The sequence below is a fragment of the Blautia wexlerae DSM 19850 genome (assembly GCF_025148125.1).
In the GTDB taxonomy this organism is placed as follows: domain Bacteria; phylum Bacillota; class Clostridia; order Lachnospirales; family Lachnospiraceae; genus Blautia_A; species Blautia_A wexlerae.
This window is the reverse complement of sequence record NZ_CP102267.1, coordinates 92673-114462: the sequence shown is the minus strand read 5'-3', so window position 1 is coordinate 114462 and position 21790 is coordinate 92673. Positions and strand designations below refer to the sequence as shown.

The window sequence follows — 21790 nt, the reverse complement described above, 5'->3', positions numbered from 1 at the left end:
CTCAGCAATACACCTTGCGGATATTGCCGGTGAACCTCTTCATTCCGTCAACTCTTCTGTTTTCTCATATCAGAGAAATTGGGGGCAAAGAATCTCTGCCTCCAATTTCCTCTCTGAAATCAGACTGTCAAGGATAATGATACTCTTTTTTCGACAGTCTGTCATGTGTATAATTGCCGAATTTTATAACAATTTTTTTTCGTGCATTGCGAAAGTAGTATATTTCCTGTGAAATACCTGTAACTCATCAGTTTCTTGTCAGTAATTGACCGAATGTTGTCTATTACAGTTTCTTAACACCCATAGTTACTGCTTCTTTGTTGATGTTCCACTCTTTCACATAACCATCGGTCTCGCCAAGTACCATTTCGTCCGCAAGTACTTCTGACTTGATCTCATCTTCGTGTGCTTTCATGACATCCTGAATCTTGTCGTTTCCGTGAGCGTATACTACGATCTTGTCCATAACTTCGAAGCCGGCTTCCTTTCTCATGGTCTGGATCTTGCTGATGATCTCACGTACAAATCCCTCTTCGATCAGTTCAGGTGTCAGGTTTGTATCCAGGACTACGGATGTTTCACCGTCAGATTCAGATACATAACCCTCTGTCTGTGCTGTTTCAATAAGAAGGTCTTCTTCTGTAAGCTCTACATCGTTTCCGTTGATATCCAGTTTCAGGACACCGTTGGTTCTCAGTTCGTTCATTGCTGCTGTTCCATTGATGTCTGTGAGAGCCTGTCTGATTCCTCCAAGGAGTTTACCGTATTTCGGTCCTACTGTACGAAGCTGTGGTTTGAAGCTGTAGGAGATAAAGGATTCTACATCATCTGCGAATTTTACTTCTTTGACATTCAGTTCGTCTGCGATGATGTCAGTGTAGAATTCACTCATTTTCTTCTCAGCTTTTACATACATGGTTCCGATCGGCTGACGGTTCTTGATGTTTGCTGTATTTCTGCAGGCACGTCCCAGAACTACGATCTCCAGAAGCTCTTTCATGTCTGCTTCCAGATCTTTGTCGATCCATGCTTCGTTTACAGTTGGGAAGTCGCAGAGATGGATACTCTCCGGAGCATCTTTATCCACGCTTCTTACCAGGTTCTGATAGATATCTTCTGTCATGAACGGAATCATCGGAGCTGCTGTCTTGGCGATGGTTACCAGCGCATGGTACAGGGTCATGTAAGCATTGATCTTATCCTGCTCCATTCCCTTTGCCCAGAAACGTTCACGGCTTCTTCTTACATACCAGTTACTCATCTCATCTACGAATTCCTGAAGTGATCTTGCTGCTTCCGGGATCTTGTAGTTTGCCAGATCATTGTCTACAGCCTGAACAGTTGTGTTTAATCTGCTGAGCAGCCATTTGTCCATTACAGGAAGCTGGTCATAGTTCAGTTCATATTTGGTCGGGTCAAAGTTGTCGATGTCTGCATATAATACGAAGAATGCGTAAGTATTCCACAGTGTGCTCATGAATTTACGCTGTCCTTCCACAACTGCCTTGCCATGGAAACGGTTCGGAAGCCATGGAGCACTGTTGATGTAGAAGTACCATCTGATGGCATCTGCGCCGTATTTGTTCAGTGCATCGAATGGATCAACTGCATTTCCTTTGGACTTACTCATCTTCTGTCCGTTCTCATCCTGGACATGTCCCAGAACGATTACGTTCTTGTATGGTGCTTTATTGAAGAGCAGTGTGGATTCTGCAAGGAGTGAATAGAACCATCCACGAGTCTGGTCTACAGCCTCGGAGATAAAGTTTGCAGGGAACTGCTGCTCAAATAATTCTTTGTTTTCAAATGGATAATGATGCTGTGCGAAAGGCATTGCTCCTGAGTCGAACCAGCAGTCAATAACCTCCGGTACACGATGCATTTCTCCACCGCACTCCGGACACTTCAGTGTAATCTCATCGATGTATGGACGGTGAAGCTCTACTGTCTTGGCTCTCTCATCACCGCTCATCTCGAATAACTCCTGACGGCTTCCGATGGAATGCATATGTCCACATTCACACTGCCAGATGTTCAGTGGAGTTCCCCAGTAACGGTTACGGCTGATACCCCAGTCCTGAACGTTTTCAAGCCAGTCGCCGAAACGTCCTTTACCGATGCTCTCAGGGATCCAGTTGATTGTATTGTTATTTCTGATCAGGTCATCCTTAACTGCTGTCATCTTGATGAACCAGGATTCTCTTGCATAGTAGATCAGTGGTGTGTCACATCTCCAGCAGTGTGGATAATCATGCTCGAATTTCGGAGCATTGAAGAGCTTGCCTTCTTTGTCCAGATCTGTGAGGACCATAGGATCTGCTTTCTTTACGAAAACGCCTGCGTATGGTGTCTCTTTTGTCAGGTTACCCTGTCCGTCTACGAACTGTACGAATGGCAGTTCATAGTTACGTCCGATTCTGCTGTCGTCTTCACCGAATGCAGGTGCGATGTGAACAATACCTGTACCATCACTCATAGTAACGTAGTTATCACAGGTTACGAAATGAGCTTTCTTTTTCTGTTTTGCTGCTGCCTCTCCTGCACATGCGAAAAGCGGCTCGTATGCTTTGTATTCCAGGTCTGTTCCTTTGTAGGTTTCCAGAACTTCATATGCTTTCTCGCCTTCTTCTTTTGCAAGCTTGCCAAGGACTTTGTCAAGGAGTGCTTCTGCCATATAATAGGTATATCCGTCTGCTGCCTTTACTTTGCAGTAAGTCTCATCCGGGTTTACGCAGAGTGCAACGTTGGACGGAAGTGTCCATGGTGTTGTTGTCCATGCAAGGAAGTATGCATCTTCACCAACAACCTTGAATCTTACAACTGCGGAGCGCTCTTTTACAGTTTTGTATCCCTGGGATACTTCCTGTGCGGAAAGAGGGGTACCGCATCTTGGACAGTAAGGAACAATCTTGAAGCCTTTATACAGAAGCTTCTTGTTCCAGATTTCTTTCAGTGCCCACCATTCGGATTCAATATAATCGTCATAGTAAGTTACGTATGGATGTTCCATATCAGCCCAGAAACCAACAGTAGAGGAGAAATCCTCCCACATTCCTTTGTATTTCCAGACGCTTTCCTTACACTGTTTGATGAATGGCTCCATACCGTATTCTTCGATCTGCTCTTTGCCATCCAGACCAAGTTTCTTCTCTACTTCCAGCTCTACCGGAAGTCCGTGGGTATCCCATCCTGCTTTACGCGGAACCATGTAGCCCTTCATTGTACGGTATCTCGGAATCATATCCTTGATAACGCGGGTAAGTACATGGCCGATGTGCGGTTTGCCATTTGCAGTGGGCGGTCCATCATAGAATGTATAGGTTTCTCCTTCTTTTCTGTTCTCCATACTTTTCTCAAAGATATGGTTTTCTTTCCAGAATTCTTCTACTTTTTTCTCACGGTCTACAAAGTTTAAGTTCGTATCAACTTTCTGGTACACAGTAATTTACCTCCTGTTTAAATTATTTGTATCAGACACCTGAAAATATGCAGGACGTTTATATACGCTAAAAAATATTTCCAGTGTCCTTTAAGAACGAAAATAAGCCCATAAAAAAATCGCCCTTTTGTAAAAGGACGAAGGTTTATTGACGTTCGCTATACCACCTGTTACATTGTACGGGCATCCTCTGCCGATACATGAATCTTTTAACGGGGATTTCCGTCAGCTCTTACCTGTCTGTACACCCTTCAGAGCTGCAACTCCGGAGTGATCTTCACTGCATTTACTCACCACCGGACTCACACCCTCCCCGGTTCGCTGTCTGCTTTCCTCTGCAGTTACTCTCTCCATCAACGTTTTTGTGGACATATCATTTATTTAACTATGCGGATTCATTATAAGGTCACAAAATTCACTGTGTCAAGTATTTTTTTGAATATTAGGGTAATCCTGTTACTGTTTAATAACACTGGTTACTGTCAAACTCCCGAACAGTAACACACTGTTAACATACTATCATATAAATTTTACACAGGCATTGTAATTAATGATATAATAAGGTAGAATATTTTGTCCGAACGTCATTTAAAACGATGTACTAGGATATGGAAAGCAACTACTATGTATATTTAATGAAGGGTAATTTCAAATGTTTAAAACAAAATTTCATAAATTAATGAAACGTTTCCTCACCGGAATGCTTTGTGCAGGGATTCTGACCTCCCAGCCTGCAGTCACTTACGCTGCCGAGACCTCTGCCACTCCTGAAGCCGGTCATTCAGAAACCTATTCACAGGCCTCAGATATCGATTCTGTCAAAGGATGGCCCACAGGTCCTAATATCGAGGGACAGTCCGCAGTGCTGATGGATGCAGTCACTGATACTATTCTTTATTCCAAGAATGCCAAGGATAAGCTATATCCCGCCAGTATCACTAAGATCATGACCGCTCTTCTGGCCTGTGAATATCTGAATATGGACGATACGATCACCATGTCGCAGGAAGCGGCTTATGGGATTGAGGCCGGAAGCTCCAGCATTTATGCAGAAACAGGAGAAGTTTTCACAGTAGAGCAGGCCCTGATGGCTCTGATGCTGGAATCCGCCAATGAGATGGCTCTTGCTCTGGCAGAAAAAACAAGCGGTTCTGTAAAGAAGTTTGTTGAACTGATGAACCAGAGGGCAGCTCAGCTTGGCTGTAAGAACACCCATTTTAATAATCCAAATGGTCTTCCGGATGAGACGCATTATACCACCGCAGGTGATATGATGAAGATTGCAAAGGCAGCCTGGTATAATCCCAGATTCCGTAAATTTGTGACCACACAGGTTTATGAGATTCCTCCGACTAATAAGCAGTCTGAAACCCGTTATCTTCTCAATCACCATAAGATGATGCCCGGACAGTCTTATGCATACGATGGGGTTCTGGGAGGAAAGACCGGATACACCGATGCAGCGGGAAGTACGCTTGTCACCTATGCCAAGAGAGGAAATTCCATTCTCATTGCAGTTGTGCTGAATTCTACAAACGGTGCTTTTCCTGACACAACTTCTCTGCTGGATTACGGCTTCGACAATTTTGAAAAAGTAGACTTGAATATAGATACCGATCCGGTACCGGCAGTATTTCTCCCATGCGAAAAGCACCTGTTAAAGGACTGGAATAATCTGTGTTCCTTCTATTATATGAGGCATGTGTACGTAACTGTCCCCACAGGAACCGATGTGAGCCAGCTTGTAAAGAAGCAGAAACTTCTGAACAATTCTGTCGGTCCAAAGCGAATTAAAAGTAAATATTATTTAGACGGCCATATGGTCGGATATGGAATGCAATATGAAAAGGAAATCCTTTCAGATTTCCTTCTCAACGCTTCTTTTTAGTTTTCGCCTGAGGCGGAGGACTTCTTTTCTTTCACGAAGTTCCTCTGCTTCTTCTGTATCTGTGAAACGCAATGTCTTCACAGCGAAATATTTCTCATCTTCTGTTTTTCGGATGCGGATCTTGCCTCTTATCAGCCCATGTTCTTCACAATTGGATATGCTGTAATAAACCTTTGGATTATTCATAAACCATCGGAGTTTGCGCTTTGCAGGCAGATGACAGACCGGACATCTGGTGCTGGTCACCTCGCGGTCTTTCATGATTCGCTCTCTTGTGGCAAATTCTCTGGATACATATTTGTCATGATCCGGATAGGAAATATGTATCTCGTCTTTTTTCTTCTTTGGATTCTGGTAAACATCCAGTGACGGATGATTGATGATGATTATGTTATTTATTTTCTCCAGGACTTTCGCTGTATACCAGGCATCTGCAAGCGCCCGGTGAAATCCCCTGGATTTCTCTATTTTCAGCTCATCGATCGCATGCTCCAATGCACACCTGTGTGTACCGTCATCATAACTGATACTGTATAGTTTCTGCACATCATAATAGGTCACAGGTCCGGGAAGCAGATCCAGCAGGCCATAGAACTTCATATTTCTCTGAAGTTCCATCACGTCCTGATTTCCCCAGGTAAAAAAGTACCAGTCTTCTCCGCACCAGTCAATAAATTCCCTGACTGCCTGCTCAAAGGGCACTCCTTTCATAAGATCTTTATAATCTACATGAATTACCTCATGGATGCTGTCATGAATCCATTTATAGACCTGTGGTTTGATCAGTCGGTGAAAATGATCCGTTATTTCTTTTTTGCTGTTTACTTTTACAGCCCCAATCTCGATAATCTCAAATGGAAGCCTGTCGTTACGTGTTTTCTTTCCCGAAGGATTCTGATTCCATTCCAGGTCAAAGACAATATAGTTCATTCATCCGGTCCTTTTTGTTTATTACTTTTTCGCATTTATTTTCCACTGCTGATAGACATATTATTTCACAATCTTCAGTTCATACTGTCTGGTTCCCAGACCAATCTTCTCTGCCTGATCCAGTGTTGCCTGCCATTCAATGTTCGGGTTGGAATCTTTGAAATGGTCGTGGTGGCAATGCCAGTCAGGTTTTGCCAGATGTTCTCCAAGCTGGCTGTTCTCGATCGGAGTTGCTTTCAGACAGGCATCTGCGCAGGCCTGGTCCAGAGCAACCGGGTCAAAGCTTGCAAACATTCCGATATCAGGAAGGATTGGTGCATCATTTTCGCCATGGCAGTCACAGTTCGGGCTGATATCCTGAACAAGTGCTACATGGAAATGCGGACGGCCATGACAGACTGCCTGTGCATATTCTGCCATCTTACGGTCAAGAAGTTCATTCGCACTGCTGTTTGGATTGTATACTGCATCAAAACCGCAGGCTCCGATACAACGGCCACAGCCTTTACATTTATCATAATCAATGACTGCTTTTTTATTCGGATATGTAATCGCATCACTTCCGCACTCTTTCGCACAGCGACGGCATCCGCGGCAGAGTTCTTCATTTACTGCAGGTTTTCCGCTGGCATGCTGTTTCATCTTACCTGCGCGGCTTCCGCATCCCATTCCGATATTCTTCAGTGCACCGCCGAAGCCGGTTGCTTCATGTCCTTTGAAGTGGCTTAAGCTGATAAAAATATCTGCATCCATGATCGCATGTCCGATCAGTGCAGTCTGACAATATTCACCGTTAACTACCGGTACTTCTACTTCGTCTGTACCGCGTAAGCCATCACCGATGATGATCTGGCATCCTGTTGAAATGCTGTTAAATCCGTTGAGATTTGCGCACTCCAGATGCTCCAGTGCATTCTTACGGCTTCCCGGATAAAGAGTGTTGCAGTCTGTGAGGAACGGAAGTCCTCCCTGCTCTTTACAGAGATCAGCTACTGTTTTTGCGTAATTCGGGCGCAGGAAAGCCAGATTGCCAAGTTCTCCGAAATGCATTTTAATAGCCACGAATTTTCCATCCATATCAATGTCTTTGATTCCGGCTGTAACGCAGAGTTTCTTCAATTTATCAAGCTGGCTGGTGCCAACCGGACATCTGAAATCAGTAAAATAAACGGTTGATTTTTCCATCGTTTTTCCTCCTGTTTTTATTGATCAAAATTTGATTTTCTTTTTTATTTTATCACAAGATGCAGGTTCTTTTCGAGATATTTTTTTGCTTACATCTGTTCGTAAAATTTTGTCACCCTTTTGTATTCTGCAGGCAAAGTGATCTGCTCTACCACAACATCTCCATCTTCTGCATTGTGGTAACGGTAAATGTAAACGCCTTCCTGGATCTCATCTCCTTCGATCAGAGAAACTGCCAGATATCCCTGTCCTTCAAATTCAAAGGTATCCATGATTGCAAAATCCCGTTCTGTTCCGTCAGATACCGGAATGCTGATTACTTCATATTCTTCCATAGTATGTTTTCCTTTCATTCATAAGCAGTCTTATTCTTATTTTCGCTGTTTTTTATTGTAGCAAAGAGTGTTAATTATATCAATCCTATTTAACCGAATCAAGTAAGTCGTTACTGTTCACTCCGTTCACAGTAACAGTAAGGCCCCTGCGGGTTACAAAAAGAAAGACTGCACCTCCAATGAGCACAGCCTTTCCGGTTTGGTATATTTTATTCAGTTCTGCTTACAATTGCTTATGCCATAATCGGTTTTAATGCTTCTGCAAGCTTTTCTTTCTCAGCTTCTGCCTCTTCCAGATTCTTGCCGAGAGTTGTGTAATAGATTTTGATCTTTGGTTCTGTTCCGGATGGGCGGACAACTACTGTCTCGCCGTTATCCAGCTTGTAGATCAGTACGTTTGCTGCAGGAAGTCCTGTTTCTTCCGGTTTCTGGTAATCTGTTACTTTTACTATAGTATGACCTGCGATCTCTGTGAGAGGTTTGTCACGAAGTCCCTGCATCAGAGCTGACATCTTATCCATTCCGCTTAATCCCGGGAATTCGAAGCTGTCTACTTTATTCAGGTAACGTCCGTACTGTGCATAGATCTCTTCCATTCTCTGTTTCAGGGAACTTCCTATACTTCTGTAATATGCAGCCATTTCACAGATCAGCATAGATCCGATAACAGCATCCTTGTCACGTACATATGGTCCTGCAAGGTATCCGTAGCTCTCTTCAAATCCGAAGATAAATCTGTCTACTTCATCTGCTGCTTCAAGCTGTGCGATCTGATCGCCGATCCACTTGAATCCTGTAAGTACGCTTCTGAGTTCTACTCCATAGTGCTCTGCCACTGCATCTGCAAGTGGTGTGGAAACAATGGATTTCACTGCTACCGGGTTCTTTGGCATTGTGCCTTTTTCAATGCGGCCTGCACAGATATAGTCAAGAAGGAGTACACCTACCTCATTACCTGTTACCAGTTCATAGGAACCATCCGGGCATTTCATTGCGATACCAACACGGTCTGCATCCGGATCAGTTGCAAGCATTAAGTCTGCACCTGTTTCTTTTGCGAGATTTAATCCAAGCTCCAGAGCTGCAAAGATTTCCGGGTTCGGATAGCTGCAGGTTGTGAAGTATCCGTTCGGATATTCCTGTTCCGGAACGATTGTGATATCTGTGATTCCGATATCTTTTAATACCTGAGTTACAGGTACAAGTCCTGATCCGTTTAACGGGCTGTAAACCAGTTTCAGTCCTGCTGTCTTGCAGAGACCCGGACGAACCTGACGGGATTCGATAGCTTCATAGAGAGCCTGCTTGCAGTCATCTCCTACAAAACGAATCTTTCCCTGTTCTACGCCTTCTGCGAAGGACATATATTTCGCACCTGTAAGTACGTCTGTTTTCTGGATCTCTTCATATACAATGGCAGCTGCATCGTCTGTCATCTGGCATCCGTCAGGACCGTATGCTTTGTATCCGTTGTACTTAGCCGGGTTGTGGGATGCTGTTACCATAATACCTGCATTGCATTCATAGTAACGTGTTGCAAAGGAAAGTGCAGGTACAGGCATCAGTGCGTCATAAATTCTGACATTGATATCATTTGCCGCCAGTACGCCTGCTGCTGTTTTTGCAAATACATCACTCTTAAGACGGCTGTCATAGCTGATGGCTACTGTCTGATTACCGCCCTGTGTTTTTACCCAGTTCGCAAGTCCCTGTGTTGCCTGGCGAACTACATAAATATTCATACGGTTGGTTCCGGCTCCAAGTACTCCGCGAAGTCCGGCAGTTCCGAATTTCAGCGCTACTGCGAAACGATCTTTGATCTCTTCGTCATTTCCTTCGATTTTGGATAATTCCGGATTAAGATCCGCATCCTGCAGATCTGCTGCCAACCAACGTTTGTATTCTTCCTGATACATTTTGACCACTCCTGCCTTATTTTTTAGATTTTTTAAGATATTTCCATAATATCATAAATCAGACAAATCAGCAACAAGACAGCGAGATTTCAATCAAATTTTAAAAATTACTTTCTTTTCTGTTTGTCCGCTCTCTGCAGGCGTTTCCTATATTGGTCAGGCAGAGCACTGTGGTGATCAGGAAAAGTCCGGGGATCAGAATGATCCACCAGGAACCTGTCATTAATGCCTTATCTGACAGAGACAGCATACTTCCCCATGTGATAACCTCTATGGGAAGTCCAATGCCCATAAAGCTTAAAGTAGCTTCAGAGATCATTGCAGTTCTTACATTCATGACTACCATAAACATAATGGATGAGAAAAAGTTCGGCACCAGATGCTTCCACAAAATACGGAAGAATCCCGCTCCCATACATCTTGCAGCGATGATATACTCACTGTTTCGTATCTGCCGTACCTCTGTGCGTACTACTTTCGCAATACTGGTCCAGCTGGTCACACCGATCACAAAGGACAGACTCAGGATATTTGCATCTCCCATAATAGCCTGCAGCAAAATGATCAGGAGCAGAGTTGGTATACTTAAGAATATTTCTGTAAATCTCATGATCAGTTCATCAAGCCAGGCAGGTGCCACTCCACTGAAGGCACCGACTACCACTGCAATAAAAGTAGAAATAACTGTGGCTAATCCACCGATCAAGATCGAGATTCTTCCTCCATACCAAATCATGGAAAAAATATCCCTTCCCATAGTATCTGTTCCAAAAAGGAACTCCCTGTCAGGAGCTTTATTATAGTTTAACAGATCCATATAAGCAGGATCCTTTGTCATGATCAGTTCCGCACACAGGCAGCCCAGTACGATAAGAATCAGGATTGCTGCTGAAACAACGGGTTTTCCCTGATACCACTTTTTCTTTGATTTGGGAATTACGGTTTCTGTCTTTCTGTTTCCTGCCAGTTCAAATAAATGATTGGTCATCCTTCTACTACCTCCGATTTCTCGGTTATTACTTCATCCTTCATACGGGGATCTATCTGTTCATTAATAGTCTGACTGACGATATTACAGAAAATAACCAGGATTCCTGACATCATACAAAGCAGCATCAGCAGATTGTAATCATGATATCTGGCACTCTCATAGGACAGAGCTCCGATTCCGGGATAAGAGAATACACTTTCTACCACATAGGTTCCTCCAAGTACATGGGGGACTGCAATGGCCATAATACTCAGATAAGCAGGCATTACATTTCGGACACAATGTCTGAACATAAGCTTTTTCTTATCCAGGCCTTTTGCCTTTGCCAAAAGTACATAATCTGCGCGAACCTCTTCAAGGATCTTATTTCGGATCATGTAAGCATAATACCATAAATGCTCCATGACCACGATGGTCAGAGGCATGATCAGATGCAGCACTCTGTCACCGATATCTCCTGCATTTCCTGTACTGTAAGCTCCACTGCTTGGCAGGATCTTAAGATTTACGGAAAAAACAAGGATCAGGACCAGAGCCATCCAAAACTCAGGAATACAACTGGATATGGTTCCCAGCTTACACAGGATCCGGTCTGCCAGCCGGTTTTCGTACCAGGCACACAGGATTCCCAGGAGCAAGGCTCCGGCAAACATAATGATAAATCCGATTCCTCCAAGTACAAGTGTATTGCCAATACGGCCGCCGATCACTTCTACCACATCCTGTTTATATTTAAATGAAATTCCAAATTCTCCATGAAAGGCATTTTTTACCCACTTCACATACTGCACAGAAATCGGTTCGTTCAATCCCAGTTTTCCCATAGCCCATTCACGTTCTTCCGGACTCATCTTCTCTGTACGGTCACCATAATAGGAGATCAGCGGATCTCCCGGTGCAAGACGGGCTACATAAAATACAGCTACAGACAATATAAATACTGAGATCAGGAATATCAGGCATTTTTTACCATAGTAGACTAACTTTTTTTGTCTCATTATATACTGCACCCCTTTCCTTCAGCCGGAAGCATTGCAAAATGTCCGGGTGACACTTCTGTCCACACGCTGTTTTCCATTCCTTCGCCATCATAGTACTGCAGAACTCTTTTTCTCTCCCTGATCGGGTCAGGAACAGGAATTGCAGACAGCAATGTTTTTGTATAAGGATGCACCGGATTGGAATACAATTCTTCTGATGGCGCCAGTTCTACCAGTTTTCCATGATACATAACTCCCACACGGTCACAGAGATACTCAACCATAGCCAGGTCATGAGCTATAAACAGAAATGTAAATCCATGCTCCTCCTGCAGATGACGGAACAGATTGACGATCTGTGCCTGTATGGACACATCCAGGGAAGCTATCGGTTCATCAGCCACCAGAAATTCCGGTTCCATACACAGAGATCTGGCTATGGCCACTCGCTGTCTCTGTCCCCCTGATAATTCAGATGGATAACGGTCCAGGAAACTGTTCTCAAGTCCTACATATTCCATCTGAAAAGCAGCTTCCTTCACAAAGCTTCCTCTCGGAGGTGTGATATGCTGGATTCTCATTGGTTCCGTAATAATATCTGACACCTTCATTTTCTGGTTCAGACTGGATGCGGAATCCTGGAATATCATCTGGCGGCGGGTCTGCAGCATTTTTTTATGCTTTTTAAATTCCTTTTTGTCGCAGATATTTACATCTTTATACCAGATTTCTCCCTGAGCCGGCTGATATATATTCATCAGACATCTGGCAACTGTGGACTTTCCTGAACCAGATTCCCCTACCAGACCAAAGATCTCACCTTTATGGATCTGAAATGAGACATCATCTACAGCCTTTACCTTGATCTTTTTTGTCAGATGAAACTGCTGAGTCAGATGCCTGACATCCAATAAAATTTCTTTACTCATGGACGATTCCTCCCATAGGTGATTTGATCTGCGGTGCTCTTGGATCCAGCAGCCAGGTTGCCGCATAATGAGTATCTGTTATCTTAAACATAGGCGGCATTTCTTCATAATCAATATTCAGGGCATATTCGTTTCTACATGCAAAAGCATCACCTTTCGGCGGATCTATCAAAGTAGGAGGCATGCCGGGGATAGTGTACAGGCTTTCTTTTCCATTTGCAAATGCAGGCAGTGATCTCATCAGCCCCCATGTGTATGGATGTCTGGGATCATAATACACTTCCTCTGCTGTACCGATCTCTACGATCTTGCCTGCATACATGACTGCCACTCTGTCTGCCACACGTGCAACCACTCCCAGATCATGGGATACCAGTATGGTAGCTGTTCCAAGCTTCATCTGTATTTCCCGCAGAAGATCCAGAATCTGTGCCTGTATGGTCACATCCAGTGCAGTAGTTGGTTCATCTGCAAATAAAATATCCGGATCTGCTGCCAGAGCGATGGCCATAACACATCTCTGACGCATTCCTCCGGAGAACTGCCACGGATACTGATGATATCGTTCCTTTGGATGGGAGATACCTACCAGTTCCATCAGTTCCAGAACCTTCTTATTTACCTGTTCCTTCGTGTAGTTCTTATTGTGGATCACCACTGCTTCCCCAATCTGTTTTCCAATTTTAATAGTTGGATTCAAGGATGTCATAGGATCCTGAAAGATCATAGAAAAAACTCTTCCACGCAGTTTCTGCATCTCCTTTTCCCTGTAACAGGTGATATCCTGTCCGTTCACACAGATGCTGCCCTCTTTAATCTTTGCACTTGGAGGCAAAAGCTTCATGATACTTTTGCAAAGCACACTCTTCCCGCATCCGGATTCTCCGACTATGGCCAGCACCTCTCCCTTTTTTAATGAAAAAGACACATCTCTTACTGCCTGGACTTCTCCGACAGGACCGTCAATGCTGACTGAAAGATTTTTAACCTCTAATAAATGTTCCATTTTTAATCCTTTTTCCGCTCGTGTAAAAAGGGGGCACCTTTAGTGCCCCCGTCACAACCTTTATCTTTTTTATGATGTTAGAGTCAAAGGTCTTATGGCGCAAGCATGAATGGCTTTTTGACCTTTTGACCCTGATATCATTTTATTATTCAATAGTCCAGTCTGCTACATTCCAGAAGATTCCAACTCCATGATGTCCCATAATTGTATCAGGATCAATTCCTTTAATATTGCTGTCAGCAACATAGTTGGCATCAATATAGCAGATCATTGCATAAGCCGGATCCTCTGCCAGAGCTTTCTGGAAATTAGCATAGGCTTCTGCACGAACTTCCGGATCAGCTGACTGTCTTGCTTCTGTCAGATACTTGTCAACGTCTGCATTAGAATAGCCGGAGTAGTTTGCTCCCTTATTTGTTCCGAATACTTTGTATGTATGGTCGTCAGCGTCAAATGGGCTTCCCCATCCGATCAGGAATGCCATCTGTCCTGCCCAGTCTGTCTGTGCAGGGATCTCTACTGATACATCCATGCCGATCTCTTTCAGTTCCTGTGCTGCGATCTGAGCCATATCAATACGTACCTGATCTCCTGCACTTACGCTGATTACAAATCCCACTTTTTCGCCGTCACGATAATAGAATCCGTCATCACCCATCTCGCATCCTGCAGCTTCCAGAATTTCTTTTGCTTTTTCAGGATTGTAATCATAATGCTCTACATCTTCATAATTGTAGATATTTCTCTGAAGAGGTCCATAAGCCGGCATTCCCTGTCCAAGGATAACTGCGTCGATGATCGCCTGACGGTCAAGCCCATAGCATACTGCCGGGATCAGATCACGGTTTTTCTGCCAGTATTCATTTCCAAAGTTAAACATGATTCCACGATAATCAGAAGTCTTCATATCGTAGCATGTATATGCCTCATCATCTGCAAAAGCAGCTGCATCCTTTGGTGTTAATAATGCCAGATCAAGTTCTCCGGATTTTAACTGAAGTGCTTTCGCATTGTCATCCGGTACGATCTTGAATACAATTTTATCGATGGAAGGCTCACCCTTGAAATAATCTTCATTCTTAACCAGTGTGATCGCCTGTCCCTCATCCCAGGATTCAATCTTGTATGGACCTGTTCCTACCGGGTTACGGAAGAAGTCAGAAGTCTGCATATCTTCTCCCTCAAGCAGATGCTTAGGAAGAACTGCCATTGTCATATAGTCAAGGAATGCAACGTTTTTGTCCTCAAGCTTGAACGCAACCGTATGATCATCAATCACATTGATCTCTTCTACGTCCTCGTAGTTGGGTGCATTCTCAGAACCATTTTCCGGATCCATGATCGCTTCAATAGTAAATTTAACATCCTCTGCTGTCACAGGTTCGCCGTCCTGCCACTTGGCATCTTCTGCCATATGGAATGTATAAGTATTGGTTTCATCATCAAAATCCCAGCTCTCTGCCAGTCCCGGAACTACCTGATTATCTCCGTCATGTGCAGTTAAACCGTTGAAGATCAGAATATTGATCTCTCCATGTTCATCCATAGCAGGATTGATCCTGGTATAATCTCCGCTTCCGTATACCAGTGTTGTTTCTTCCTCTGCCAGTACAGGCACTGTTGTTCCGGCACTGACCAGTGATACAGTCAGAAGCACTCCGGCCATTGTCAATAAACCCTTTTTCATTTCATGTTCCCTCGCTTTTTCTTTATTGGTAACTGGCTTTTATGATATCAGACAATTCTGACATCAGTAAGCCCTGCGGGGGGATATTGACATATTCCTTTTTGTGCCTTATATATGCCATATATGGCATACCTGCAGCCGTATCATTACTCTCCATCGCAGTGCGATCCTGCCCGGAGTGTTATTTATATTATAGGAACATTACAGAGTAATTTCCTATAATATAAATAACACTCCGCCTTTAGTATTTCACTAAAAGCGAAGTGTCCTGATATTAATATAATTTTGCACCAGCCGGAATATGGTCATCTACCATCAGAAGATGAAGTTTTTCTTCGCCCTCTTCTTCATGGATTGCACTAAGTAACATTCCACAAGATTCAATTCCCATCATTGCTCTAGGTGGCAGATTTGTGATAGCTATAAGTGTCTTACCTACCAGTTCTTCTGGTTCGTAGAATGCGTGAATACCGCTTAAAATGGTACGTTCTACGCCTGTTCCATCATCCAGAGTAAACTGTAAAAGTTTCTTTGACTTCGGCACTGCGACACACTCTTTTACCTTTACTGCACGGAAATCGGACTTGCTGAAAGTCTCAAAATCTACCTCATCTTTGAACAATGGTTCGATTTCTACCTTTGAAAAATCAATCTTCTCAACTGGCTTTTCTGAAACCGTTTTAGCCTGCGCAACGTTGTTTGCTTCGTTCTTAGCAGCGCCCTGGGACTTCATTGTCGGGAACAGCAGTACGTCACGGATTGCCTGGCTGTCTGTAAGCAGCATAACCAGACGGTCGATTCCGTATCCGATACCACCTGTAGGCGGCATACCGATCTCCAGTGCATTCAGGAAGTCTTCATCTGTGTGGTTTGCTTCCTCATCTCCTGCGTCAGCAAGAGCATCCTGTGCTTTGAAACGCTCTCTCTGGTCAATCGGGTCATTGAGCTCGGAATATGCGTTACACATTTCCCATGTATTAATGAACAGCTCGAAACGCTCTACCTTATTCGGATCAGAAGGTTTCTTCTTTGTCAGCGGAGAAATCTCAATCGGATGATCCATGATAAAGGTTGGCTGGATCAGTTCTTTTTCACAGTATTCCTCGAAGAACAGGTTGATGATATCACCCTTCTTATGACGTTCTTCATATTCAATATGATGCTCATCTGCAAGCTTCTTAGCTGCTTCATCATCTGCAACTTCATCAAAGTCAATTCCTGCATATTTCTTGATCGCATCATTCATGGTCAGACGTTCAAAAGGTTTGCTGAGGTCGATCTCGATACCATTGTAGGAAATCTTCGCAGAACCACAAACCTTCTCTGCCAGATAACGGAACATAGACTCAGTCAGTTCCATCATGCCTTCATAATCTGTATATGCCTGATAAAGCTCCATCAGAGTAAACTCCGGATTATGACGGGTATCTACACCTTCATTACGGAATACACGTCCGATCTCATAAACTCTCTCAAGACCACCAACGATCAGTCTCTTCAGATAAAGTTCAAGAGAAATACGAAGCTTAACATCTTCGTTCAGTGCATTATAATGAGTTTCAAACGGTCTTGCTGCAGCACCGCCTGCATTTGCAACCAGCATCGGAGTTTCCACTTCCATGAAGTCACGGTCTGCAAGGAAGTTACGGATTTCTTTCAGAATCTGGGAACGTTTGATAAATACGTTCTTGCTGTCCTGATTCATGATAAGGTCTACATATCTCTGACGATAACGCATATCTGTATCTGTCAGTCCATGGAATTTCTCAGGAAGAATCTGTAAGCTCTTGGAAAGAAGAGTCATGCTTTCTGCATGGATAGAAATCTCACCTGTTCTTGTTCTGAATGCAAAACCTTCCAGTCCGAAGATATCACCGATATCGGATTTCTTAAAATCTGCATAAGAATCTGCTCCGATCGCATCTCTTGCTACATATACCTGAATATTTCCCTGTAAATCCTGGATATTGCAGAAAGAAGCCTTACCCATAACTCTCTTGAACATCATACGGCCTGCGATCGCTACGTGGATCGGGCTTGCGTCCATGATTTCTCTTCTCTCTTCATAATCTTTCTTAACAGCTTCCTTTGCCTGTTCTTCATCAAGACCTGTTACATCTACTTCTGCACGATCTTTGAGAAGTTCTGCCTCATGTGCTTCATAAAGACTCTTCACTTCCATTGAGTGATGAGTCTGGTTAAACTTTGTGATCTGAAATGGGTCTTTTCCATTAGCCTGAAGATCTGCCAGTTTATCGCGACGTACCTTCAGTAACTGGTTTAAATCCTGTTCCTGCTTCTGCTGTGCCACCTTGGTTCCTCCTTATATACTTGTATAATTATTATTTGTTCTACATTTCCATGTGATATTAGATGTAACAGAAGATTCCATTCAACAGAATCCTGTATTTTCAAATATCAATTTATCAGATATACAGACAAAAATAAGAAATAACAAACTTCTTATTGTCTTCTTATTATCTGCTTATATAGTCAGAGAAAGGTGCGCGTTATGCCTTTGCATGATAAATCTCTACGCGCACCTCAGTCATCTGTCTCTTATACGTTTCTCTGGATCTCCAGAACTTTGTATTTCATGATTCCTGCCGGCATCTCTACTTCTACTACATCACCTGTATGCGCACCGATAAGTGCTTTTCCTACGGGAGATTCGTTGGAGATTTTGCCTTCAAGGCTGTTAGCCTCTGTGGAACCTACGATCTTCAGCTCGATGTCTTCTTCGAATTCAAAATCGTGTACTTTAACCTTACATCCAACGCTGATCTTGTCCAGATCTACTTCGTCCTCTACAACAACTTCAGCATTCTTTAAGATCTTCTCGATTTCTTCGATACGTGCTTCAATGTCTCTCTGTTCGTCTTTCGCTGCATCGTATTCCGCATTCTCAGATAAGTCGCCCTGTTCTCTGGCTTCCTTAATTTTCTCTGCTACTTCTTTTCTCTTTACTACCTTTAAATCATGCAGCTCTTCTTCTAATTTTTTAAGTCCTGCATAAGTTAGTAAGTTTTTCTTTTCTTCCATAATAACCTTACTCCCTTTCAACATCCGGTATAGTCTTCTGCGTTTCTTTTCGCCCCGGATCACTACATGGATTTATGTGCTTCCTGATACATCATACCTGAAAAAGGGCAGACTTATTCTAGGATATTCACAATTTCTGTATTATACAAAAAAGCACCCGGATTGTCAAGCATTCCGAGCGCCTTTGCTATTGTTTATATTTCTCATTTCACATGGTTTTAACTTTTATTGTAATCTTGATAAAAGCGCCTCCAGCGCTTCATAACTTTCTATGGTGTTTGACTCTCTTCTGAGTCCTGCGCTGTGACGCATGCCTGCAGTATACCAGGCAACGTGTTTACGCATCTCACGGATTCCTACGAATTCCCCTTTTAATTCAATCTGTTTTCTGGCATGACGCAGGATCATTTCACGTATTTCCTCTACAGACGGACGTTCCAACAGTTCTCCTGTCCGGAAATAATGGTTCAGTTCGCGGAACAACCAGGGATTTCCCCTTACTGCACGTCCCACCATAACAGCATCACATCCGGTCTGTTTCACCAGTGCTTCTGCTTTCAGCGGAGAATCTACATCTCCGTTTCCAATTACAGGAATGGTAATCGCTTCTTTTACCCTGCGGATCGTATCCCAGTCTGCAGTGCCGGAATAGTACTGCTGTCTGGTGCGCCCATGCACTGCAAGTGCTGCTGCTCCCGCATCCTCAATACGTTTCGCGATCTCAACAATATCTACCGGTTCATTCTCAAATCCGATTCGCACCTTGACAGTCAACGGTTTACTGATTGCAGATGATACTTTTCGAACGATCTCTTCAATCAGATTCGGGTTCTTCAACAATGCAGATCCCTCACCGTTATTGACAACCTTCGGCACAGGGCATCCCATATTGATGTCCAGGATATCGAAATCTCTGTCCTCAATGGATTTCGCAACCTCTGCCATAAGATCCGGTTCACTGCCAAAAAGCTGCATGGAAACCGGGTGCTCACATGGATCAATCTCCATCAGGGCAATAGTGTTTTTATTGTGAAAAGAAATCGCTTTTGCACTGATCATTTCCATACAGATCAGTCCGGCCCCCTGCTCTTTACAGAGCGTTCGAAATGGCAGGTCTGTGACACCTGCCATTGGTGCAAGAACAAACGGATTATCAATTTGTACGTTTCCTATTTTCCACTGCATCTTCATGAATGGTTCTCTTGCCTGTACCGGCTCATTCCTTGTCTGCATGGATTCAGTCCTCACTGCCCGATGTTTTCTTCAGTTCTTCTTCCGGGATGTCTCCGAGAAAGAATACTTTATAATACATTTCCAGAGATTCCAGAAGTTCTTTCTTGTCCTGCTGAAGCTGTTTGATCTTCAGTCCGCTTCCGATCTCATCGTAGCGGGCATCTGCTTCCAGAGCTTCTGTTTTAAACTGAAGTCTGCCGTTTTCGTCAAATTCCAGAGTCAGGATTCCTCCTACATCCTCTGTGTAAAGAACACACATGATCTGAAGCTCTTTCTTCACATGATCCGGAAGTGCATTGAAATCCTGATTAAAATAAAATTTCTTCTCATAGGCGCTTGCGCCGCAGAGAGTAATGTTGTCCTGATACATAAATTACTGTTTCCCTCTTTCGAAATTATTCAGAATCTTTATACATAGCTGTAAAGCCCACGCACCGAAACCTCTCCTGCGCTGACTTTCACAACTTCTTTATTCTGCCTTTCCACAAGCAGTTCACCTTTTTCATCAATCCCCCTGCAGATTCCTTCGAAACTTCTGTCACCATCGATCACTCTGACCGGCTGGTTCAGATTTGCAAGGATTCTGTGGTAATCATCCAGCAGATGAGTAAAATCACAGGTCTGGATAAATTTCTCATAGTTGATCTCGAAATATTTCATCACCAGTGCAATCACCTGATTTCTGTCATATTCATGACCGCCCTCCAGAATCAGTGAAGTCGCTTTGTCCTGCATCTCTTCCGGAAATTCTTTCAGGTTTACATTGATTCCTACTCCGATGAGAACATAATTGATCTTCACACCATTTGTTCCCATCTCGGTCAGGATACCACAGATTTTCTTCTTAGAGATCACAATATCATTGGGCCATTTAATACTTACGTTAAACCCCAGTTCCTCTGCTGCCTGTGCCACTGCCATTCCCATAACCAGTGTCAGCATAGACGCATACTGCGGTGAAAATTCCGGACGTAAGAGCAGTGTCATCATAATAGAGCTGCCCTCCGGCGCTTCCCATTTTCTGTCAAAACGCCCTCTTCCCGCAGACTGGAATTCCGCAACTGCCAGAGTTCCATGCTCTGCACCATCTTTTGCCAGACGCTTGATCCATGAATTGGTAGAATCTGTTTCTTTTGCAAAATGGACGGTTTTGCCCGCCCATTTTGTGTCTATCGCCTGTGAAATTGTTTCTTCATTATACAGATGTGCCATTATTTGTTCTCCGGCTCTCCTAATGTTGCTACCATAACAGCTTTGATGGTATGCATACGGTTCTCTGCCTCATCAAACACTTTGGACTGCTCAGATTCAAATACTTCGTCTGTTACTTCCATGTCTGTCAGATTGAATCTCTCGCCCATTTCCTTGCCGATCTTTGTCTTAAGGTCATGGAATGCAGGCAGACAGTGAAGGAAGATTGCTTTCTCTCCTGCGTTCTTCATAACGTCCTTTGTTACTTTATAAGGTGTCAGATCATGGATTCTCTCTGTCCATACCTCATCCGGCTCACCCATAGATACCCATACGTCTGTATAGATAACGTCTGCATCCTTTGTTCCTTCCTGAACATCCTCTGTCAGAGTGATGCTTCCGCCGGATGCTTTTGCATATTCCTCGCACTGAGCAACTAACTCTGCATTCGGGAAATATTTCTTAGTTGTGCAGGCTACGAAATGCATGCCAAGTTTTGTGCAGGCAATCATCAGGGAATTACCCATGTTGTAGCGGGCATCACCCATGTATACAAGCTTACGTCCTTTTAAATCTCCGAAATGCTCACGGATTGTCAGCATATCAGCGATCATCTGTGTCGGATGATATTCGTTCGTAAGGCCATTCCATACCGGAACACCTGCATGTTTTGCAAGCTCTTCTACGACTTCCTGACCAAATCCACGATATTCGATACCATCATACATTCTTCCCAGAACTCTTGCTGTATCTGCAATGCTTTCTTTCTTACCGATCTGAGAACCTGTCGGATCCAGGTATGTGCTTCCCATTCCAAGATCATGGGCAGCTACCTCAAAAGAGCAGCGGGTTCTTGTACTTGTTTTTTCAAAAATAAGTGCAATATTTTTGCCTCTGTAATATTCGTGAAGCTCGCCGGCTTTCTTCTTTGCTTTAAGTTCTGCGGATAAATCAATAAGATATGTGATCTCCTCCGGTGTAAAGTCTTTCAGTGTCAGAAAGTTTCTTCCTTTTAAGTTCATAATAATTCTCTCCCCG

At 43.5% G+C, this 21790-nt stretch carries 17 protein-coding genes and 1 other annotated feature; of the genes, 1 reads left to right on the top strand and 16 read right to left on the bottom strand.

Annotated features, from left to right (window positions below; translation table 11 throughout):
• Nucleotides 1–283 precede the first annotated feature (283 nt).
• The gene (gene ileS, locus NQ550_RS00525) at nucleotides 284–3439 is read right to left on the bottom strand and encodes an isoleucine--tRNA ligase (protein WP_025579905.1); all 3156 of its coding nucleotides are present in this window, start codon (nucleotides 3437–3439) and stop codon (nucleotides 284–286) included.
• Between the two features lie 130 nt (nucleotides 3440–3569).
• Nucleotides 3570–3805, bottom strand: a binding site (T-box leader).
• 286 nt (nucleotides 3806–4091) lie between these two features.
• Here ileS and NQ550_RS00520 point away from each other — a divergent pair.
• Nucleotides 4092–5327, top strand: a complete 1236-nt coding sequence (locus NQ550_RS00520; protein WP_008707771.1) for a D-alanyl-D-alanine carboxypeptidase family protein — start codon at nucleotides 4092–4094, stop codon at nucleotides 5325–5327.
• Here NQ550_RS00520 and NQ550_RS00515 read toward each other — a convergent pair.
• The 15 genes from NQ550_RS00515 to argF all read right to left on the bottom strand — a co-directional run bounded on the left by NQ550_RS00515 (nucleotide 5298) and on the right by argF (nucleotide 21774).
• Entirely contained in the window at nucleotides 5298–6257 is a 960-nt protein-coding gene (locus NQ550_RS00515; RefSeq protein ID WP_008707772.1) for a 3'-5' exonuclease, read from the bottom strand. The two genes, NQ550_RS00520 and NQ550_RS00515, sit on opposite strands and share 30 nt — an antisense overlap.
• A 60-nt stretch (nucleotides 6258–6317) precedes the next feature.
• Nucleotides 6318–7442, bottom strand: a complete 1125-nt coding sequence (locus tag NQ550_RS00510; protein ID WP_008707773.1) for a DUF362 domain-containing protein — start codon at nucleotides 7440–7442, stop codon at nucleotides 6318–6320.
• Between the two features lie 89 nt (nucleotides 7443–7531).
• Nucleotides 7532–7795 carry a DUF1292 domain-containing protein gene (locus NQ550_RS00505; RefSeq protein ID WP_008707776.1) on the bottom strand — a complete coding sequence of 88 codons (264 nt, stop codon included), beginning with the start codon at nucleotides 7793–7795 and terminating at the stop codon, nucleotides 7532–7534.
• Nucleotides 7796–8010: 215 nt separating this feature from the next.
• Entirely contained in the window at nucleotides 8011–9693 is a 1683-nt protein-coding gene (locus tag NQ550_RS00500) for a phospho-sugar mutase (protein WP_008707777.1), read from the bottom strand.
• A 100-nt stretch (nucleotides 9694–9793) separates the two neighbouring features.
• Nucleotides 9794–10681, bottom strand: a complete 888-nt coding sequence (locus tag NQ550_RS00495) for an ABC transporter permease (protein ID WP_008707779.1) — start codon at nucleotides 10679–10681, stop codon at nucleotides 9794–9796.
• Nucleotides 10678–11682 carry an ABC transporter permease gene (locus tag NQ550_RS00490; RefSeq protein WP_008707781.1) on the bottom strand — a complete coding sequence of 335 codons (1005 nt, stop codon included), beginning with the start codon at nucleotides 11680–11682 and terminating at the stop codon, nucleotides 10678–10680. The genes NQ550_RS00495 and NQ550_RS00490 overlap by 4 nt, the downstream gene beginning before the upstream one ends.
• A complete protein-coding gene (locus tag NQ550_RS00485; protein WP_020993320.1) occupies nucleotides 11682–12593 on the bottom strand; it encodes an ATP-binding cassette domain-containing protein in 912 nt (303 codons plus the stop codon). Before NQ550_RS00485 ends, NQ550_RS00490 begins: the two co-directional genes overlap by 1 nt.
• A complete protein-coding gene (locus tag NQ550_RS00480; RefSeq protein WP_025579901.1) occupies nucleotides 12586–13599 on the bottom strand; it encodes an ABC transporter ATP-binding protein in 1014 nt (337 codons plus the stop codon). Before NQ550_RS00480 ends, NQ550_RS00485 begins: the two co-directional genes overlap by 8 nt.
• A 145-nt stretch (nucleotides 13600–13744) precedes the next feature.
• On the bottom strand, nucleotides 13745–15286 hold the full coding sequence (locus tag NQ550_RS00475; RefSeq protein ID WP_025579900.1) for an ABC transporter substrate-binding protein: 1542 nt from the start codon (nucleotides 15284–15286) through the stop codon (nucleotides 13745–13747).
• 274 nt (nucleotides 15287–15560) lie between these two features.
• The gene (gene lysS / locus NQ550_RS00470) at nucleotides 15561–17597 is read right to left on the bottom strand and encodes a lysine--tRNA ligase (RefSeq protein WP_008707788.1); all 2037 of its coding nucleotides are present in this window, start codon (nucleotides 17595–17597) and stop codon (nucleotides 15561–15563) included.
• A 248-nt stretch (nucleotides 17598–17845) separates the two neighbouring features.
• Nucleotides 17846–18328 carry a transcription elongation factor GreA gene (gene greA / locus NQ550_RS00465; protein WP_008707789.1) on the bottom strand — a complete coding sequence of 161 codons (483 nt, stop codon included), beginning with the start codon at nucleotides 18326–18328 and terminating at the stop codon, nucleotides 17846–17848.
• A 225-nt stretch (nucleotides 18329–18553) separates the two neighbouring features.
• The gene (gene dusB / locus NQ550_RS00460) at nucleotides 18554–19513 is read right to left on the bottom strand and encodes a tRNA dihydrouridine synthase DusB (protein WP_025579898.1); all 960 of its coding nucleotides are present in this window, start codon (nucleotides 19511–19513) and stop codon (nucleotides 18554–18556) included.
• A 52-nt stretch (nucleotides 19514–19565) separates the two neighbouring features.
• On the bottom strand, nucleotides 19566–19931 hold the full coding sequence (locus NQ550_RS00455) for a DUF6145 family protein (protein ID WP_008707791.1): 366 nt from the start codon (nucleotides 19929–19931) through the stop codon (nucleotides 19566–19568).
• A 38-nt stretch (nucleotides 19932–19969) separates the two neighbouring features.
• Nucleotides 19970–20773 carry a biotin--[acetyl-CoA-carboxylase] ligase gene (locus NQ550_RS00450; protein WP_025579897.1) on the bottom strand — a complete coding sequence of 268 codons (804 nt, stop codon included), beginning with the start codon at nucleotides 20771–20773 and terminating at the stop codon, nucleotides 19970–19972.
• The gene (gene argF, locus NQ550_RS00445) at nucleotides 20773–21774 is read right to left on the bottom strand and encodes an ornithine carbamoyltransferase (RefSeq protein WP_008707793.1); all 1002 of its coding nucleotides are present in this window, start codon (nucleotides 21772–21774) and stop codon (nucleotides 20773–20775) included. Before argF ends, NQ550_RS00450 begins: the two co-directional genes overlap by 1 nt.
• Nucleotides 21775–21790 lie beyond the last annotated feature (16 nt).

What these genes read in the sequence shown, in the direction of transcription:
- NQ550_RS00520 (WP_008707771.1), top strand. Translation starts at nt 4,092, where the DNA reads ATGTTTAAAACAAAATTTCATAAATTAATGAAACGTTTCCTCACCGGA.
- NQ550_RS00515 (WP_008707772.1), bottom strand. Translation starts at nt 6,257, where the DNA reads ATGAACTATATTGTCTTTGACCTGGAATGGAATCAGAATCCTTCGGGA.
- NQ550_RS00510 (WP_008707773.1), bottom strand. Translation starts at nt 7,442, where the DNA reads ATGGAAAAATCAACCGTTTATTTTACTGATTTCAGATGTCCGGTTGGC.
- NQ550_RS00505 (WP_008707776.1), bottom strand. Translation starts at nt 7,795, where the DNA reads ATGAAAGGAAAACATACTATGGAAGAATATGAAGTAATCAGCATTCCG.
- NQ550_RS00500 (WP_008707777.1), bottom strand. Translation starts at nt 9,693, where the DNA reads ATGTATCAGGAAGAATACAAACGTTGGTTGGCAGCAGATCTGCAGGAT.
- NQ550_RS00495 (WP_008707779.1), bottom strand. Translation starts at nt 10,681, where the DNA reads ATGACCAATCATTTATTTGAACTGGCAGGAAACAGAAAGACAGAAACC.
- NQ550_RS00490 (WP_008707781.1), bottom strand. Translation starts at nt 11,682, where the DNA reads ATGAGACAAAAAAAGTTAGTCTACTATGGTAAAAAATGCCTGATATTC.
- NQ550_RS00485 (WP_020993320.1), bottom strand. Translation starts at nt 12,593, where the DNA reads ATGAGTAAAGAAATTTTATTGGATGTCAGGCATCTGACTCAGCAGTTT.
- NQ550_RS00480 (WP_025579901.1), bottom strand. Translation starts at nt 13,599, where the DNA reads ATGGAACATTTATTAGAGGTTAAAAATCTTTCAGTCAGCATTGACGGT.
- NQ550_RS00475 (WP_025579900.1), bottom strand. Translation starts at nt 15,286, where the DNA reads ATGAAAAAGGGTTTATTGACAATGGCCGGAGTGCTTCTGACTGTATCA.
- greA (WP_008707789.1), bottom strand. Translation starts at nt 18,328, where the DNA reads ATGGAAGAAAAGAAAAACTTACTAACTTATGCAGGACTTAAAAAATTA.
- dusB (WP_025579898.1), bottom strand. Translation starts at nt 19,513, where the DNA reads ATGCAGTGGAAAATAGGAAACGTACAAATTGATAATCCGTTTGTTCTT.
- NQ550_RS00455 (WP_008707791.1), bottom strand. Translation starts at nt 19,931, where the DNA reads ATGTATCAGGACAACATTACTCTCTGCGGCGCAAGCGCCTATGAGAAG.
- NQ550_RS00450 (WP_025579897.1), bottom strand. Translation starts at nt 20,773, where the DNA reads ATGGCACATCTGTATAATGAAGAAACAATTTCACAGGCGATAGACACA.
- argF (WP_008707793.1), bottom strand. Translation starts at nt 21,774, where the DNA reads ATGAACTTAAAAGGAAGAAACTTTCTGACACTGAAAGACTTTACACCG.